Origin of the sequence: Amycolatopsis endophytica, assembly GCF_013410405.1 — a bacterium.
GTDB classification, from domain to species: domain Bacteria; phylum Actinomycetota; class Actinomycetes; order Mycobacteriales; family Pseudonocardiaceae; genus Amycolatopsis_E; species Amycolatopsis_E endophytica.
Genome location: NZ_JACCFK010000001.1, coordinates 2,145,578 through 2,160,677 on the forward strand (window position 1 = coordinate 2,145,578; position 15,100 = coordinate 2,160,677).

General features: G+C 71.6%; 15 protein-coding genes. 9 read left to right on the forward strand and 6 right to left on the reverse strand.

Features of this window, described 5'->3' with window-relative positions:
- The first annotated feature begins 22 nt into the window (after positions 1-22).
- Positions 23-1,411 (forward strand): MFS transporter, encoded by a 1,389-nt coding sequence (locus tag HNR02_RS10680; protein WP_312860969.1) that lies wholly within the window; start codon positions 23-25, stop codon positions 1,409-1,411.
- On the opposite strand, the gene HNR02_RS10685 is transcribed toward HNR02_RS10680, so the two are convergent.
- The 3 genes from HNR02_RS10685 to HNR02_RS10695 all read right to left on the reverse strand — a co-directional run bounded on the left by HNR02_RS10685 (position 1,400) and on the right by HNR02_RS10695 (position 3,869).
- Positions 1,400-2,620 carry an MFS transporter gene (locus tag HNR02_RS10685; RefSeq protein ID WP_246338538.1) on the reverse strand — a complete coding sequence of 407 codons (1,221 nt, stop codon included), beginning with the start codon at positions 2,618-2,620 and terminating at the stop codon, positions 1,400-1,402. The genes HNR02_RS10680 and HNR02_RS10685 overlap by 12 nt on opposite strands.
- 210 nt (positions 2,621-2,830) lie before the next feature.
- Entirely contained in the window at positions 2,831-3,583 is a 753-nt protein-coding gene (locus HNR02_RS10690) for a ZIP family metal transporter (RefSeq protein WP_179772988.1), read from the reverse strand.
- A gap of 67 nt (positions 3,584-3,650) precedes the next feature.
- Positions 3,651-3,869 (reverse strand): MerR family transcriptional regulator, encoded by a 219-nt coding sequence (locus HNR02_RS10695; protein WP_218902771.1) that lies wholly within the window; start codon positions 3,867-3,869, stop codon positions 3,651-3,653.
- Positions 3,870-4,142: 273 nt separating this feature from the next.
- Between HNR02_RS10695 and HNR02_RS10700 the strand changes: the two genes are divergently transcribed.
- Genes HNR02_RS10700 through HNR02_RS10710 form a run of 3 tightly spaced genes read left to right on the forward strand, consistent with a single transcriptional unit; the run spans position 4,143 to position 5,701 of the window.
- Positions 4,143-4,412, forward strand: a complete 270-nt coding sequence (locus HNR02_RS10700; protein WP_179772989.1) for a hypothetical protein — start codon at positions 4,143-4,145, stop codon at positions 4,410-4,412.
- A gap of 33 nt (positions 4,413-4,445) precedes the next feature.
- Entirely contained in the window at positions 4,446-5,045 is a 600-nt protein-coding gene (locus HNR02_RS10705; RefSeq protein WP_179772990.1) for a TetR/AcrR family transcriptional regulator, read from the forward strand.
- Between the two features lie 2 nt (positions 5,046-5,047).
- The gene (locus HNR02_RS10710) at positions 5,048-5,701 is read left to right on the forward strand and encodes an enoyl-CoA hydratase/isomerase family protein (RefSeq protein WP_179772991.1); all 654 of its coding nucleotides are present in this window, start codon (positions 5,048-5,050) and stop codon (positions 5,699-5,701) included.
- A gap of 2 nt (positions 5,702-5,703) precedes the next feature.
- On the opposite strand, the gene HNR02_RS10715 is transcribed toward HNR02_RS10710, so the two are convergent.
- On the reverse strand, positions 5,704-6,681 hold the full coding sequence (locus HNR02_RS10715; RefSeq protein WP_179772992.1) for an AfsR/SARP family transcriptional regulator: 978 nt from the start codon (positions 6,679-6,681) through the stop codon (positions 5,704-5,706).
- A 112-nt stretch (positions 6,682-6,793) separates the two neighbouring features.
- Here HNR02_RS10715 and HNR02_RS10720 point away from each other — a divergent pair, with 112 nt between their 5' ends.
- The 3 genes from HNR02_RS10720 to HNR02_RS10730 all read left to right on the forward strand — a co-directional run bounded on the left by HNR02_RS10720 (position 6,794) and on the right by HNR02_RS10730 (position 10,758).
- Positions 6,794-9,058: a helix-turn-helix domain-containing protein gene (locus tag HNR02_RS10720; RefSeq protein ID WP_179772993.1), complete on the forward strand. Its 2,265-nt coding sequence runs from the start codon at positions 6,794-6,796 to the stop codon at positions 9,056-9,058.
- Positions 9,059-9,138: 80 nt separating this feature from the next.
- The gene (locus HNR02_RS10725; protein ID WP_179772994.1) at positions 9,139-10,083 is read left to right on the forward strand and encodes a PE-PPE domain-containing protein; all 945 of its coding nucleotides are present in this window, start codon (positions 9,139-9,141) and stop codon (positions 10,081-10,083) included.
- 72 nt (positions 10,084-10,155) lie between these two features.
- On the forward strand, positions 10,156-10,758 hold the full coding sequence (locus tag HNR02_RS10730) for a hypothetical protein (RefSeq protein WP_179772995.1): 603 nt from the start codon (positions 10,156-10,158) through the stop codon (positions 10,756-10,758).
- Positions 10,759-10,897: 139 nt separating this feature from the next.
- Here the strand turns inward: HNR02_RS10730 and HNR02_RS10735 are convergent, their stop codons facing one another.
- Positions 10,898-11,620 (reverse strand): TetR/AcrR family transcriptional regulator, encoded by a 723-nt coding sequence (locus tag HNR02_RS10735; RefSeq protein WP_179772996.1) that lies wholly within the window; start codon positions 11,618-11,620, stop codon positions 10,898-10,900.
- A 119-nt stretch (positions 11,621-11,739) separates the two neighbouring features.
- Here HNR02_RS10735 and HNR02_RS10740 point away from each other — a divergent pair, with 119 nt between their 5' ends.
- Positions 11,740-13,239 (forward strand): FAD-dependent oxidoreductase, encoded by a 1,500-nt coding sequence (locus tag HNR02_RS10740; protein WP_179772997.1) that lies wholly within the window; start codon positions 11,740-11,742, stop codon positions 13,237-13,239.
- A gap of 145 nt (positions 13,240-13,384) precedes the next feature.
- Here HNR02_RS10740 and HNR02_RS10745 read toward each other — a convergent pair whose 3' ends face one another.
- Entirely contained in the window at positions 13,385-13,999 is a 615-nt protein-coding gene (locus tag HNR02_RS10745) for a TetR/AcrR family transcriptional regulator (protein WP_179772998.1), read from the reverse strand.
- Positions 14,000-14,113: 114 nt separating this feature from the next.
- Between HNR02_RS10745 and HNR02_RS10750 the strand changes: the two genes are divergently transcribed.
- Complete coding sequence (locus HNR02_RS10750) at positions 14,114-15,079, forward strand: amidohydrolase family protein (protein WP_179772999.1); 966 nt, start codon at positions 14,114-14,116, stop codon at positions 15,077-15,079.
- The last annotated feature ends 21 nt before the right edge of the window (positions 15,080-15,100 follow it).

Sequence of the window (15,100 nt, forward strand, 5' to 3'; positions counted from 1 at the left end):
CGACCAGGGGTACGCGCCGACGGTGCCAGGACCAACGGAACCGCAGCGGGAGAACGTCAGTGTCGCGGATCCGAAGGTGGTCAAACGAGCCGTCGGCGCGGCGGCCATCGGCAACATCACCGAGTGGTACGACTTCGGCGTCTATGGCTACCTCACCACCACGATCAGCCAGGTCTTCTTCACCGAGCTGTCCGGTCCGGTGGCCACGATCGCCACGTTCGGCCTGTTCGCGGTGTCCTTCCTGATCCGGCCGTTCGGCGGGCTGCTGTTCGGGCCGCTGTCCGACCGCATCGGCCGCAAGCGCGTGCTGTCGCTCACCGTCATCCTGATGGCACTGGGCACCTTCGCGATCGGCGTGATCCCCAGCTATTCGGCGATCGGCATCGCCGCGCCGCTGCTGGTCCTGCTCGCCCGCCTGGTGCAGGGCGTGTCGACCGGCGGCGAGTACGGCAGCGCGATGACGTTCATCGCCGAGTACGCGCCGGACCGGCGGCGCGGGTTCCTGGGCAGCTGGCTGGAGTTCGGCACGCTGACCGGGTACGCGTTCGGCGCGACGATCGCGACCGTGCTGACCGCGGTGCTGTCCGAAGACCAGCTGCTGAGCTGGGGCTGGCGCATCCCGTTCCTGATCGCGCTGCCGATCGGCCTGGTCGGGCTCTACCTGCGGCTGCGGCTGGAGGAGACGCCCGCCTTCTCGAACTTCGTGACCGCCGAGGGCAAGCAGCGCAAGTCCGCCGGACAGGAGTTCCGGACCATCTTCGTGCGGTACTGGCCCGCGATGCTGCTGTGCGCCGGGCTGGTGCTGGCGTGGAACGTGACGAACTACATGCTGACCAGCTACATGCCGACCTACCTGACCGACACCCTGCCCGGCCATGGTGACGACGGTGTCGGGGAGACGGCCGCGCAGGTGCTGCAGATCGTGGTGCTGGTGCTGCTGATGTTCGTGGTGACGTTCCTGGGACGCCTGTCCGACCGGTTCGGGCGGCGGCGGATCGTCCTGGTCGGTTGCGTCGGGCTCATCGTGCTGTCGCTGCCCGCGGTGCTGCTCCTGCGCGCGGGCGGGGACGTCGCCACGTTCGCCGGGCTGGCCCTGATGGGCCTGACGCTGGTCTGCTTCTCCAGCACCCTGCCGTCGACGCTGCCCGCGATGTTCCCGACCCACATCCGCGCCGGGGCGCTGTCCATCGCGTTCAACGTCTCCGTGTCGCTGTTCGGCGGCACCACCTCGACCGTGATGGGGGCGCTGGTCGCGGCCACCGGTGATCTGAACTGGCCCGCGTACTACCTGATCGCGGCCGGGATCGTGGGCGCGGTGTGCATCCATTTCACCCGCGAGTCGGCGGGACGCCCGCTGCAGGGCTCGCCCGCGATCGTCAGCCCGGACGAGCCCGCCGCGTCACGCCGGTGAGGTGGCGAGCTCCGGTTCGACGACGCGGCGGCGCGCCCGCTGCAGCACGAACGTCGCCACCCCGGTCGCGGTGAGCGTGACCACGCCCGCGATCAGCAGGGCCTGGCTCGCGCCGAGCCGTTCGCACATCCAGCCGAGCAGCGGCGCACCGGTGGCGCCCGCGGCGGCGGCGACCGCGCCGTCGATCGACAGCACCCGGCCGCGCATGTCCTCGGCGGAGTCGAGCTGCAGGCGCGTGCTCTTGGCGGTGTCGATCAGCACGGCGCCCGCGGCGATCGGCAGGATGACCGCGCCGAAGCCGAGCATGCCGGGCAGGAACCCGCTGACCGTCTGCAGGAGGCTGGTCACCGCGGCGGCGCCGAGCAGCAGTGGGATGGTCAGCTCGCGGAACCGGGCCGCGACGAAGCCACCGATCACGGTGCCGACGGCGAACACGGACGACAGCAGGCCGTAACCGGCGGCGCCGGAACCGAGCGGTCCCTCGGCCATGGCAGCCATGGTGACCTGGTAGTTGCGGCCCAGCCCGGACAGCACGAACCCGAGCAGGAACAGCACGACCAGCAGGTGGCTGCGGCGCACGTAGGCCAGGCCGGCGCGCACCCCGGCGCGCTCCGCCTTGGCGACCGCGAGCGGGAGCAGTTCGCCGGTGCGGATCACCAGGACGGTGACGAGGACGGCGACGAAGCTGGCGGCGTTGAGGAGGAACAACAACGCGTCGCCGACCGCGGCGGCCAGTACCCCGGCGAGGCTCATCCCGAGCACGCGGCCCGCGGAGTTGACCAGCGATCCCAGCGCGAGGGCGTTGCCCAGGTCGTGACGGGGCACCACCTGCCCGGCGAACCGGCCGAGCGCCGGTGATTCGAACGCCCCCACCACGCCGGCCAGCGCGGTGAGACCGTAGATGGTGGCCAGCGGCATGTCCCGCCACACCATGAACGCCAGCAGCAGCGCGATGACCAGGTGTGCCGACTGACCGGCCAGGATGATGCGCCGCGGCGGGAACCGGTCCGCGACCGCGCCCGCCCAGGGGCCGATGAGCAGCGCCGGAAGGGTGGACAGCAGAACCGACAGCCCGACCGAGGTGGCCGAGCCGGTGCGGGACATGACGACCCAGTTGAGGCCGAGTACCTGCATCCAGGTGCCGGTCACCGAGACGAGGTCGGCGGTGGCCCACAGCCGGTAGTTGTGGTTTCCGAGCGCGCGAATCATCGGCGGCATTTCTCGCCGCAAGGGTGTTTCCTTCCGAAAAACCGGGGGTATTCCCGAACGGGTCCCGGCAATGGGACGTACTGGAGCCTGGGCTCAGTCCAGGCCGCGACCCACGCTACCTGCGGCGCAAGGGTCTGTCGGCCCCTGCTTCCTGTGGCGATGCCGACAGGATGCGCTGTTAACGCTTCTGCGGTGTGGCGGAGGCCGCAGTCAGCCCGCGCGCTCGATCGCGAACGCGGTGAGGAAGCCGAGGACCGTGACGAGACCGGTCGCCATCCCGGCGCGTTCGAACGCCTCCGGGACCATCGTGTCGGCGATCATGGCGAGGATCGCGCCCGCCGCCACCGCGGTGATGAGCGCGACCGTCGCCGGCGATGCCTGGTCGAGGAGCAGGTTGCCGAGCAGGGCGGACAGCCCGCTGGCGACCGCGATCCCGCCCCACACGCCGAAGACGTAGCGCGCGCCGCGCCCGGCCTGCTTCATGCCCGCCGCGCTCGACAGGCCCTCCGGCACGTTCGAGATGAAGACGGCCGCGAGCACGGGCACGCCGACGCCACCGCCGCCGAGCAGCGACAGGCCGAGGACCACGGACTCCGGCACGCCGTCCAGCAACGCACCGATGGCGATCGCGCTGCCGCTGCCGCTCACGTCGCTTTCCGACGGCTGGTGGTCCCCCGACCGCTTGCGGTGCCGCGCGCCCCGCCGCGCCAGTGCGACGTTCGCCAGGACGTACACCACCGCGCCGCCGACGAAACCCGCCGCGGTGGCGGCCAGTCCGCCGGTGCGTTCCGCCTCGTCCATGAGGTCGAACGCGAGCGCGGAAATGAGCACGCCTGCCCCGAACGCCATGATGTGGGAGACGAGCCGGGCCGGTACCCGCACGAACCACGCCACCAGCGCGCCGAGGACCAGCGCGCCGCCGCCGACCAGACCCCAGAGCGCGGCCTCGATCCATTCCGGCATGCGTGCCTCCTCCCGCGACGAGCCCGGAAGCGATCATCCTCCGTCGCCGACGGGAGCGCAGTCTGTCCTAAAAGGACCGTCGCTCGCCGGTCTCCTCGGGGCGCCGCTCGCGCAGCGCGTCGAGCTGACGGCGCACGTCTTCGATGTCCCACCGGTACTGGCCGCCGGGGGTGACGAGCGCGGGGCGGATCCACCCGCGTTCGGCGTAACGGCTGATCGAACGCCGTGACAGGCCGAGCTCGGCCGCGAGTTCGCCCGAGCCCACCGTGCGTCGGCGTGCAGACATGATCGTCACCGTATTGGGTGACCCGCCCGACCTGCGCGGCCGATGGCCCTCTTGGCCCGCATAGCCCCGATGTCCCTGTTGGCCCAGTTGACCCGGTTGGGTTATTGAGCTTGGTGCCGGTTCGCGCAAGGCTCGCGGGGAGCCCGCCTGCTGACTCCCTTGTCCCGGGCAGGTCCGGGCGGGCTCCCTTACGCTCGGAAGAGTTCTGCGAGCGCTTTCCCGGTCTACGTAACAGGCGTGCGACCCATCCGACTTCCGGGCTGGAGGGACGACATGTCGAGATGGCGGCAACCGCACCGCACCGCGGCATCGGCCGGTCCGGGTGTGGATCAGGTGAGCCGCCGGGTGCACCGCGGGCTCACCTGTCCGGTGTGTGGCAGGCGGCGGCGCGAGATGCGGGTGTTCGGCACGCCGCGGCACGACGCGTCCGGAACCCCCAAGTCGCGCCGGATGATCCGGGCCGAACTGGCCGACCTCGCCGGCGGATGGCGGCCCGATCCGCTCTGCGACCGCTGCCGCCGGTCCCCCGTAAACGGGACCTAGTTACAGAGCAGCCGCTCTGTTATTGTCGGCGGTATGCCCCGCCCCCGCGTGCACGACCTCGACCGGCTGCTCGACGCCGCCGAGCAACTGGTCGCCGAGCATGACTCGGTGTCCGTGCGTGGTCTGGCGGCGGCGACCGGCGTTTCGAACGGCGCCATCTACCACGCGTTCGGGTCGATCAACGCGTTGCTCGGCCGGGTGTGGCTGCGTGCCGCGACGGATTTCCTCGTCCTGCAGGCGGAGCTGGCCGACGACGCGGCGACCCCGGTCGAGGCGGTCGTCGCCGCGGCGGGCGCGCCCGCGGTGTTCGCCGAGCGGCGCCCGCACGCGGCGCGGATGTTGCTGACCGTCAAGAAGGACCGCCTGCTCGGGCCCGATCTGCCCACCGAACTCGCCGACGAGCTGTTCGCACTCGACAAGCGCGTGGTCGCGCTGCTGGTGCGGCTGTCGAAGGCGCTGTGGGGCAGGCGGGACGGGGTCGCGGTCGAGGTGATGACGACGTGCGTGGTCGACCTGCCGACCGCGTTGTTCCGGCGCGCGCTGACCACCGGTGCGCCCGGCCCCGACTCCCGGAACCGGCTCGCCGCCGCCGTGCGAGCGGTACTGGCCGTGCCCCCTCGACCGAAGGACTGATCGTGCCCGCACTACACCACCAGGACTCCGTGTTCGTCCTCGACCTGGGCGCCGACGAGAACCGGTTCTCCCCGGACTGGCTCGACGACGTGCATGCCGCGCTGGACACGGTCGTGGACGGCTCCGCTCCCGCCGCGCTGGTCACCACCGGCTCCGCGCGGTTCTATTCGAACGGCCTCGACCTGGACTGGCTCTCGGCGCACGGCGACCAGGCGCAGTCCTACGTCGCGGACGTGCAGGCGCTGCTCGCGCGGGTGCTGACCCTGCCGGTCCCGGCGGTCGCCGCGGTGAACGGGCACGCGTTCGGGGCGGGTGCGATGCTGGCGATGGCACACGACTTCCGCGTCATGCGCGCCGATCGCGGCTACTTCTGCTTCCCCGAGGCGGACATCGACATCCCGTTCACGGCGGGAATGGCCGCGTTGATCCAGGCCAAGCTCACCCCGTCCGCCGCGATCGCCTCGATGACCACCGGGCGGCGCTTCGGCGGCACGGACGCCCGCGACCTCGGACTGGTCGACGACGTCGCCCCGGAAGCCGAACTGCGCGACCGCGCCGTGGAGCGGGTGCGCGCGCTGGCGGGCAAGGACCGCGGCACGCTGGGCGCGATCAAGTCGACGATGTTCGCGGCGGCGGCTGCGGCGCTGCACGGCTGACGTCAACCGGCGAGCAAGGGCCGTCGCGTGGGTGCGTCGCGCAGGATCGCTTCCCGGGTCCGGCGGACGCGTTCGCCCGGGGCGACGCCGAGGTCTTCGGTCAGGCGTCGGCGCAGCCGGGCGAAGACGGCGAGCGCGTCGGCTCGCCGTCCGGTCTCGTGGAGCGCGCGCATCAGCAGCGCGGCGACCGGCTCGTGGTGCGGATCCGCGACGGTCGCGGCACGCAGCTCGCTGATCGCGTCGTCGTACCTGCCCAGTTCGAGCTGCCAGAGCGCCTTGCGGTGCGACAGCGACAGGCGGAGCCCGGTCAGCCGGAACCGTTCCACGTCCGCGAACGGGCCGGGCAGCCCGGCCAGCGGCTCGCCACGGAACAACCCGAGCGCGCGGCCCAGCGCGTCGATCGCCGACGGCAGATCGGCGGCCCGCTCGGCCGCGTCGGCCTCGGAGGCCAGCTCCTCGGCCCGCGTCGCGTCCACCCGCACCGCCCCGCCGAGCAACCGGTAGCCGAAGCGGTCGCGGGCGATCACCGGGTCCGCCAGGCACTTGCGCAGCCGGTAGACGTAGACCTGCACCACGTTGCCCGACGGTGCGTCCGGCCCCCACACGTCGTCCAGCAGCTCCTGCCTGCCGACCGTGTGGTCCGGGCGCAGCGCCAGCGCGGCCAGCAACGTCTGCTGCCGCACCGGGCCGAGGTCCAGTGGCTCGCCGTCCCGCCACGCGCGCGGCGGGCCGAGCACCGAAATCTCCAGACGCGGCCCGGTCGCCCTGTTCGCGGTCACGATGCCGTGGTCGAAGGCGTAGACGATGACCGCCGCCCGGTCGCGGAGACCGAGCGCGGTCCGGATACCGGTCAGCCGCCCGGCGACGGTCCGCTCCGGGACGGCCAGGCGGTCGGCGATCTCGGCGTCGGTCAGACCGCGGCCGACGGCGCGGAGCACGGCGTGCTCCTCCGGGGTCAGGACTTCGGGTGTGATCGGCATGCCCCGAGCGTGCGGATTGCGCCGAACGGGCGACAGGCCAGGAACCGGCCACTTGTGGCCGGTTGCCCGATAAGATCGTTTTCGACAGGGCAGGCTCAACGGAAAGGCCGACTTGACCAGCCAGTTCGGCGCGCTGCTGCGGCAATGGCGGCGCCGGGCGGGCTTGACGCAGGAGCAGCTCGCGGAGCGGTCCGGCGTCGGGGTCCGCAGCATCCGGGGGCTGGAGACCGGCGAACGCGGCGACCCGAGACTGGCGACGGTCCGCCTCCTCGCCGAGGCCCTCCGCCTCGATCCCCCGGAACACGACGAACTGCTGACCGCGGCCGCGGGCCCGCGCACGACGCGGACCGGGCCCCCGGCCGAGCCCGCCGCACCCGAACCACCGGTCTCGTCCTTCCAGCACACCCTCGCCGACACCGCCGACCAGCTCGCCCAGGTCGTCGGCGCCCGCTGGCGGCGCGAGGAGGAGCAGCGCCAGGTCCAGGACCCGTTCCCGTTGCCCGTCCGCTGGACCGCCGCGCCGGAGCGGCTCAGGGACCACTGGGCCAACATCCACCGCGCACCGGCCGGACACGATCCCGGCGCCCTGCCGCTGGCGGGCACGCTGGACCGGATCGCGGAGGTCCACCGGCGGGTCCCGTCCGGGCGGCTGGTGGTGCTGGGCAGGGCGGGCTCCGGCAAGACCGTCCTGACCCTGCGGTTCGTCCTCGACCTGCTCGCCGACCGGGGCCGCGACGATCCGGTGCCGGTGATCTTCGGGCTGGCGTCGTGGAATCCGAACGTCACCGGGTTCGGCGACTGGCTGACCGGGCAGCTGGTCCGCGACTTCCCCGGTCTTGGCGTGCCGGGGCCCGGCGGGCAGTCGCTCGCGGCGGTGCTCGTCGGTGCCGGGCGGATCCTGCCCGTGCTGGACGGCTTCGACGAGATGGCCCACGGCCTGCGTCGCGCGGCGCTGACGGCCCTCAACGCCACCACCTCGCCCCTGCTGCTGACCAGCCGCCCGGACGAGTACGCCGCCGCGGTCGACGAGACCGACGTCCTGACCGCCGCCGCGGCGGTCGAGCTGTGCGACCTCACCGTCGACGACCTGGCCGCCTACCTGCCGCGCACCACGCGCAAGGCCGGGTGGGACCAGGTGCTGGAGGAGCTGCGCGAGCGCACGGGAACGACCGCGGCCCGCAACGTCGCGACGGTGCTGTCGACGCCGCTGATGGTCGGCCTGGCCCGCACCGTGTACAGCGACGTACCCGGCCGCGACCCCGCCGCCCTGCTCGACAGCGCCCGGTTCCCCACCCCGGAGTCGGTGGAGGCGCACCTGTTCGACAACTTCGTGCCGGCCGTCTACGGGCGCGCGCCGGAGAACGCCCGGCGCTGGGACCCCGTTCGATCCCGGTACTGGCTCGGTTGTCTCGCCACCCACCTCGACCGGCTCGGCGGGCGGGACCTGGCGTGGTGGCGGTTCGGCGACAGCCTCGGCGGGTCGATGCGGATGCTCGTCATCGGGGTCGTGGCGGGGCTGGTGCTCGGCCTGACGAACGCACTGGTGCTGGCCGGGCTGTACCTGGTGCTGGTCGGGCGCGTCGGGGACGCCGGGTTCATCGTGACCGACAGCCTGAACGTGGCCCTCGCCGCCGGGATGGGTTTCGCGCTCGCCGACGGGCTGATGGCGAAGTTCCGCCCGTCCGCGCTGGAGCCCTCGCACGCCCGGTTCCGGTTGCGTGGCGTGCCGCGCGAGCAGTGGTCGAAGTTCTTCCCCGCGTTCCGCGCCGGGCTGTTCGGCGGCCTGGCCTTCGGGCTCGGGATCGGGCTGGTCCGCGGCATCGTGAACTGGGTGCTCTCCGGTCTGCCCGGATACTTTCTCGCCGGACTCGTCAACACCGTCGGCTTCGGGCTGGTGTTCGGTCCGGCGCTCGGGGTCGCCTACGGCACGATCTCCCTCCTGGAGAGCCCGCTGGACATCCGGTCGGCCGCCAGTCCGGACGACCTGTTGAAAACGAACCGGTCGAAGATCATGCGGCAGCTGCTGGTGTTCGGGCCGACGCTCGGCCTCGTCGTCGCCCTCTTCGGCACGTTCGTGGTCGGGCAGCTCGACCGGATCATGGGGCCGCTGGAGTTCGGGCTCGCCAGTGCGCTGCTGTGGGGGTTCGACGCCGCCATCGGGGGCGGGCTCGCCTACGGTCTCGCGATGACCGCGTGGGGCCGCTGGGTCGTGTTCGCGCGGATCTGGCTCCCGCTGACCGGGCGGCTGCCGTGGGCGGTGTCCGAGTTCCTCGACGACGCCTACCGCCGCGGTGTGCTGCGCCGCGCCGGTGCGGTGTACCAGTTCCGGCACGCGCGGCTGCACGATCACCTGAGCCGGGACTTCGCGGGCCGTTGAAGTCCCGTTTCATCCGGATTTCATGATGCCCGCTTACGTTTCCCCCGTTCGATGGGAACTGGGGAAAGGAAACGGGGAACATGGTTCTGTCCAGGACGAAACGAGTCGTCACGGGACTGGCGGCGCTGGCGATGGCCGGAGGGCTCGCCGTGACGGGGGCGCAGACGGCGTCGGCGGACCCGTCCTGCGCGCACACGAAGATCTTCGAACTCGGCGGCACCGGGCACGGTGACGGGTCCGACTTCGACGGTTTCAACGCGACGGTGCCCGCCGGGGTCGCCACCGAGAAGGTCGTCTACCCGGCCGAGATCGCGCCGCTGCCCGGCCACCGCCTGACGATGGACCAGTCGGTCGCCGAGGGGATGGCCAACCTGGACCGCGCGGTGCGGGATTTCCACGCCGCCTGCGGGGATTCCACGATCATCATCACCGGCTACTCGCTCGGCGCGCTCGTCGCGGGCAACGAGCTGGAAGCGCTTTCCCACTCCGGCGACATCCCGCACGGCCAGTTGAAGGGCGTGCTCTACGGCGACCCGCGTCGGCCCGGCGATCCGGCGGCGGGCGGTGACGGCAGCGCGGCGGGCGGCGCGGGCGGGATCGCGACGAACCTGCCCACGTTCGTCGGCGGCATCACGCTCCAGGGCCCGCGCCCTGACTACGGCGACGTCGTGGTGAAGCAGATCTGCAACCAGAACGACGGCATCTGCAACTCGGTGAACCCGTTCACCAACCTCGCGGCCTTCGCCAACGGTGTCGCCGGCTACCTCCTCGGCGACCACAACAGCTACGTGCCGAATCCGCTCGTCGACGTCGACCAGCCGTCGAAGTTCGTGCAGCAGGCACCGCGGATCCAGTACGGCCCGCCGCTGCCGGTGCCGGTGCCCAACCCGTGGGTGATGTTCAACGGCAACTTCCAGCCGTCGCAGGACGCGGTGCGTGGCATCCGGGACGCGGCGCGGACCGCGCTGCCGCCGCAACTGTGGCAGCAGCTCGTCGCGCAGTGGCCGTGGATCGAGCAGCTCTGAGCATCCACTGAGGACGGCCCGGTGCGCTGAGGGGGTGCACCGGGCCGTTTCCGTTCCGGGGAAGGGGGAGTCGTGGGTGGACTGGCCGGGCTGTCGCTGTTCTTCGGTGTCCTGCTGAGCGGCATGTTCCTCAAGCGCGGCAACCTTCCGCTGGCGATCCTGTTCGCACTGCTCGCCGCGGCGCCGGTGGTGGTGCTGGTCGTGGACGCGATCCGCAACCGGCGCCGGTCGAGGGGGACGGCGCGCCGGATCGTCGATCCGGAGGCCCGGCGTGCCGCGCGGCTGGCGGGTGCCGCAGCGGTCGTGCTCGGCGCGGGCGCCGCGGGCGCGACCTTGACGTGGGCGCTGCACGTCTTCCACGCGCCGGAGACGCGAACCGCGGCGTGGGCGGCGTCGGTGCTGCTCGTGGCCGTGTGCGGGGTGCTGTCGGCAGCCCTGATCGTGGCGGCCGTGCAGGTCCTGAGCCTGGCCTGGCAGGGCGCGGCGACGGTCGTGCGGATCATGTACCTGTTCGGGCTCGTGGTCGGACTGGCGACCCTCCGCGCGATCAGCGACCTCGGCGAGCGCTGGCCGTACGCGCTGGGGGGCGGGGCTGTCACCGGCGTCGCGATCGGCGTGATCGCACTGCAGAAACGGGCGTTGCGGGCGCTCGGCGGGCCGGGGCGCCGCCGGTGACCGAGGCGGGAGGACGGGTTCGGCGCCTTCTCCTACACCAACAGCGTGTTGATGGCCCGCGACCGCGAGCGGACCGATCGCGAGTTCGCCGCCCGCACCGGCGGTGACGTCATGGAGGAGCCACCGTGGCGGCGGTCGGTCACGTCCTCGCCTGGCGACGTCGCGGCCGATGGGTGGCGGTGATGCCCTTGAGGACCGTGTCGATGCCGGTGCGAAACTGCCGGCGGTCGTCGTGTTCGCGCATCTGCCCGGCGACGGCCCGGACGAACGGGTAGTCGCCGGGGTCGAGGTCCTGCCACGCGCGGGCCGTGGCGTCGAGGAATTCGGCGCGATCGCCCACCGGCGCCGCGTCGGCGTGTTGTGTGTTCTGGGTGGTGGCGCCGAGGATGTAGTGGACGAGGGTCGACGACGCGGCGAACCAGTCGTGTTCCGGCACGCCCAGGGCGCGCATCGGGCGGCCGATGCGCTCGAAGACCTGCAGTGTCACCGGCCCCCAGGGGTTGCGGGTGATCTGCGCGGCGAGCTGGGCGGCGAGCCAAGGGTGCCGGGTGGCCGCGTCGAACAGGCCGAGCGCGACGGCGCGGATTTCGTCTTCGGGCGCGCCCTCGCGGTCCCGTGCCGGCGTGGGCACCGCATCCAGGGCGGCGGAGACGACCGTGTCGATCGCGGACTCCAGGAGCTCCTGGCGGGTGCCGACATGGTGGTAGATCGCGCCGGACCCCGTCGAAAGGCGCTCCGTGAGCGTGCGAACCGTCAGTGCGCCCTCGCCCGCGGCGTCCAACAGCTCGATGGCCGCCTCCACGATGCGCTCGCGGGAGAGCACCTGCCTGCGCCGTTGTGATTGACGTGTCCGTGGAGCCATGGTGCCAGCTTGCCAGAGAGGAACACCACTCCAGCTTGGAGTATGGTTCCATTATTGGAGCGGTGCACCAACCGAGAAGCGCCCCGGAACGCACCGCGGGACAGAAAGAAGGTCCGACAGTGGTCGACGTCGTCATCGCGGGTGCCGGTCCAGTGGGTCTGTTCCTCGCCGGCGAGCTGGCACTGGGCGGATGCTCGGTGCTGGTCCTGGAACGGGATCCGGCGCCGGCGTCGCCGTTGAAGGCGTTGCCGCTGGGCCTGCGTGGCCTCAACGCCGGGTCGGTCGAGGCGTTCTACCGGCGGGGAATGCTGGACCGGCTGCTGACGGCGTCCGGTGCCCGAGCCGGCGCCCAAGAACAGGCCCGCCCGCGGGACGTGAGCCACTTCGCCGGAATGCGGCTCGACGCGGCCGACATCGACCCGGCCGCACTCGCGTACCGGCTGCCCGGCCCGGTGTCCGACGGCATCATGACCAGCCTCGACGCGGTCGGGACGGTGCTGGCGGAACGGGCGGACGCCCTCGGCGTGCGGATCGTGCGCGGGGCGGCCGTCGAGGCGGTGACCCAGGACGGCGACACCGTTCTCGTGCGGGCAGGCGGACGCGACCACCGGGCGCGCTGGCTCGTCGGTTGCGACGGCGGCCGCAGCACGGTGCGCCGGCTCGCGGGCTTCGACTTCGCCGGCACCGAGCCGCTGCTCACCGGGTACGCCGCCCACGTCACCTTCGACGACCCGACCCAGCTCGCCCTGGGCTTCACCCTGACGCCCACCGGCATGTACCTGCGGACGCCGTTCGAGGGCCACCTGGGCATGATGGACTTCGACGGCGGCGCCTTCGACCGCTCACAGCCGCTGACGCGCGAACACCTCCAGTCGGTGCTGCGCCGGGTCTCCGGCACCGACGCCACGATCGGCGAGGTCCGGCTCGCCACCAGCTTCACCGACCGCGCGATGCAGGCCACGACGTACCGCCGCGGCCGCGTCCTGCTCGCCGGTGACGCGGCCCACATCCACTCCCCGCTCGGCGGCCAGGGCCTCAACCTCGGCATCGGCGACGCCGTGAACCTCGGCTGGAAGCTCGCCGCCACGATCACCGGGACCGCGCCCGAAAACCTGCTCGACACCTACACCGCCGAACGTCACCCCGTCGGCGCGGCGATCCTGGACTGGTCACGTTCGCAGGTGGCCACGATGCACCCCGGCCCCCACGCGCCGGCCCTGCGGCGGCTGGTCCACGACCTGCTCGCCACCCGCGACGGCACCACGCACGTCTTCCGCCACACCGCCGGCCTGTCCCACCGCTACGACCTCGGCGACGACCAGCCGCTCGTGGGGACCACCGCCCCGGACTTCCGCTTCCGCGACGGCACCCGCCTCGGCGAGCTGCTGCGGGACGGCCAGGGCGTCGTCCTCGACTTCACCGCCGGCCAGCGCCTGCGCGACGCGGCAACGGCGTGGCAGGGGCTGCGCCACGCGGCCGGCCCGGTGGACGACGACCTCGGATTCGGCGCGCTGCTTGTCCGTCCCGACGGCGTCGTGGCGTGGGCCGGTGACCACGATTGCGGAGCCGGGGACTTCGGGCGAGCCGCTCGGCGTTGGTTCGGCGAACCCGCCACCTGACCTTCGACGGAAGGCAGCCAGGCAGGCACACCGAGAACGCCACCCTGGCCGGGAAGAACAAGGGCGTGGTCCGCCGGTCGTCGTCGTGGCTGGACGATGACCGCGGCGCCGATGTCCACGGAACGCCGTGGACGATGACCACTGGTCAGGCCGGTGGCATGGCGGCTGCCAGTACGCGCAGTGCCAGATCGAGCGCGTCGGCCAGTCGTCGGATGGACCGCGACGCCTGCATGAGGACGAATCCGCCCTGGACGATGGTGAGGATGTTCTCGGCAAGGGCGGTGGTGTCCGTGTCGGGCAGCAGGTGCCGGCTTTCTTGCATGCGGCTCAAACCGCGTGCCAGGTACTCGGTCCACTGTCGGAATCCGGCGTCGATGAGACGGCGTGCTTCGGGGTCCTCCTCGGCGAGCTGGGCGGTAAGTGATCCGAGCGGGCATCCGCCGGTCGCCCCGCGCTTCGTGTGCACTGTGAGGAGCTGGTCCCTCCAGGCGAGCCATGACTCCCAGGTGTCCAGTTCTTCGAGTGGCGGTTGCTGGTCCGCGAGTGCTTGACGGGTCTGCCGTTCGACCACGGCTTGCAGGAGCTGTGCGCGCCCGCCGGGGAAGTAGTGGAAGACCTGCCCGTGGCTGGTGGAGGTGGCCTTGCGGATGTCGTTGATCCCCACTTGATCGATTCCCCGCTCGTACAGCAGTGCTGCCGCGGCGTCGATGATCCGTGCTCGCGTGGCCGCGCCCTTCGAGGTCCACGTCTCTGTCTCCATGGAGCTTCCTTCCTCGCCGCCCGGCGGCCTCTCGCCAAGTTTGGAGTTGCTTCTCCATTCTACCCGGCGTACTTTGGAGAGAGTGCTCCAGAAAGGAGCAGAAGGAGAGACCGCATGTCAAAGATCGATGTCCACACCCACTTCCTCCCGGACTCCTATGTCGAGACGCTCAAGCGGCACGGCATCAACTGGACCGGGGGCGTCGGCATGAGTGCCTGGACTCCCCAGAAGCATCTGGCGTTCATGGACGAATGGGGTATCGAGGTCGGTGTGCTGTCCTGCCTGGCCGAAACGGGGATGTACTTCGGCGATCAGCAGGAAGCGACCGAATTGGCGCGCAACGTCAACGACTACGGCGCGGAGATCGTCCGGGCGCATCCGGCGCGCTTCGGCATCTTCGGTGCGCTGCCGTTGCCGAGTGTCGATGCCGCCCTCGCCGAGGTCGACCACATCTACGATGATCTCGATCTCGACGGCATCTATCTCGTGTCGAACGTGGCCGGTACCTACGTCGGCGACCCGGCGTGGGAACCGCTGTATGCCGAACTCGACCGCCGCCACGCCACCGTGCTCCTGCATCCGGTCGAGCCACGGGAAACCCCTGAACTGCCGTGGCAGCACTGGATCGGTGAATACGTCTTCGACACGACGCGGGTGTTCATGACCCTGGTGTTCAACGGTGTGCTCGACCGTTACCCGGGGATCAACTGGATCATGTCCCACGGAGGCGGAACCGTGCCGTACATCAGTGGCCGGCTCGCGACCGCCCCACGGGTCAACGAGCAGTACCGTGCGGTCGGGAAGCGCCCGATGTCGGAGTACCTGCGTTCGGTCTACTACGACATCGCGGTGGCTGATGCCCCGGTCATGGTGAACACCATGGTCGACGCCGTCGGGGCTGACCGGATGCTGTTCGGTACGGACTGGCCGTACTCGCACGATGTGTTCGACATCCCGGAGCCCGGCGAGCATGATCCGGTGAACCTTCTGGGTGTCGAACTCGGCGCCCGAGTCGGGCGGTCCACCGCCTTGCGGCTTCTCCCCGGCGTCAGCCGTCGTCTGCAGCACGACATCGGGTGACTGTGGTGCGGACGTAGATCA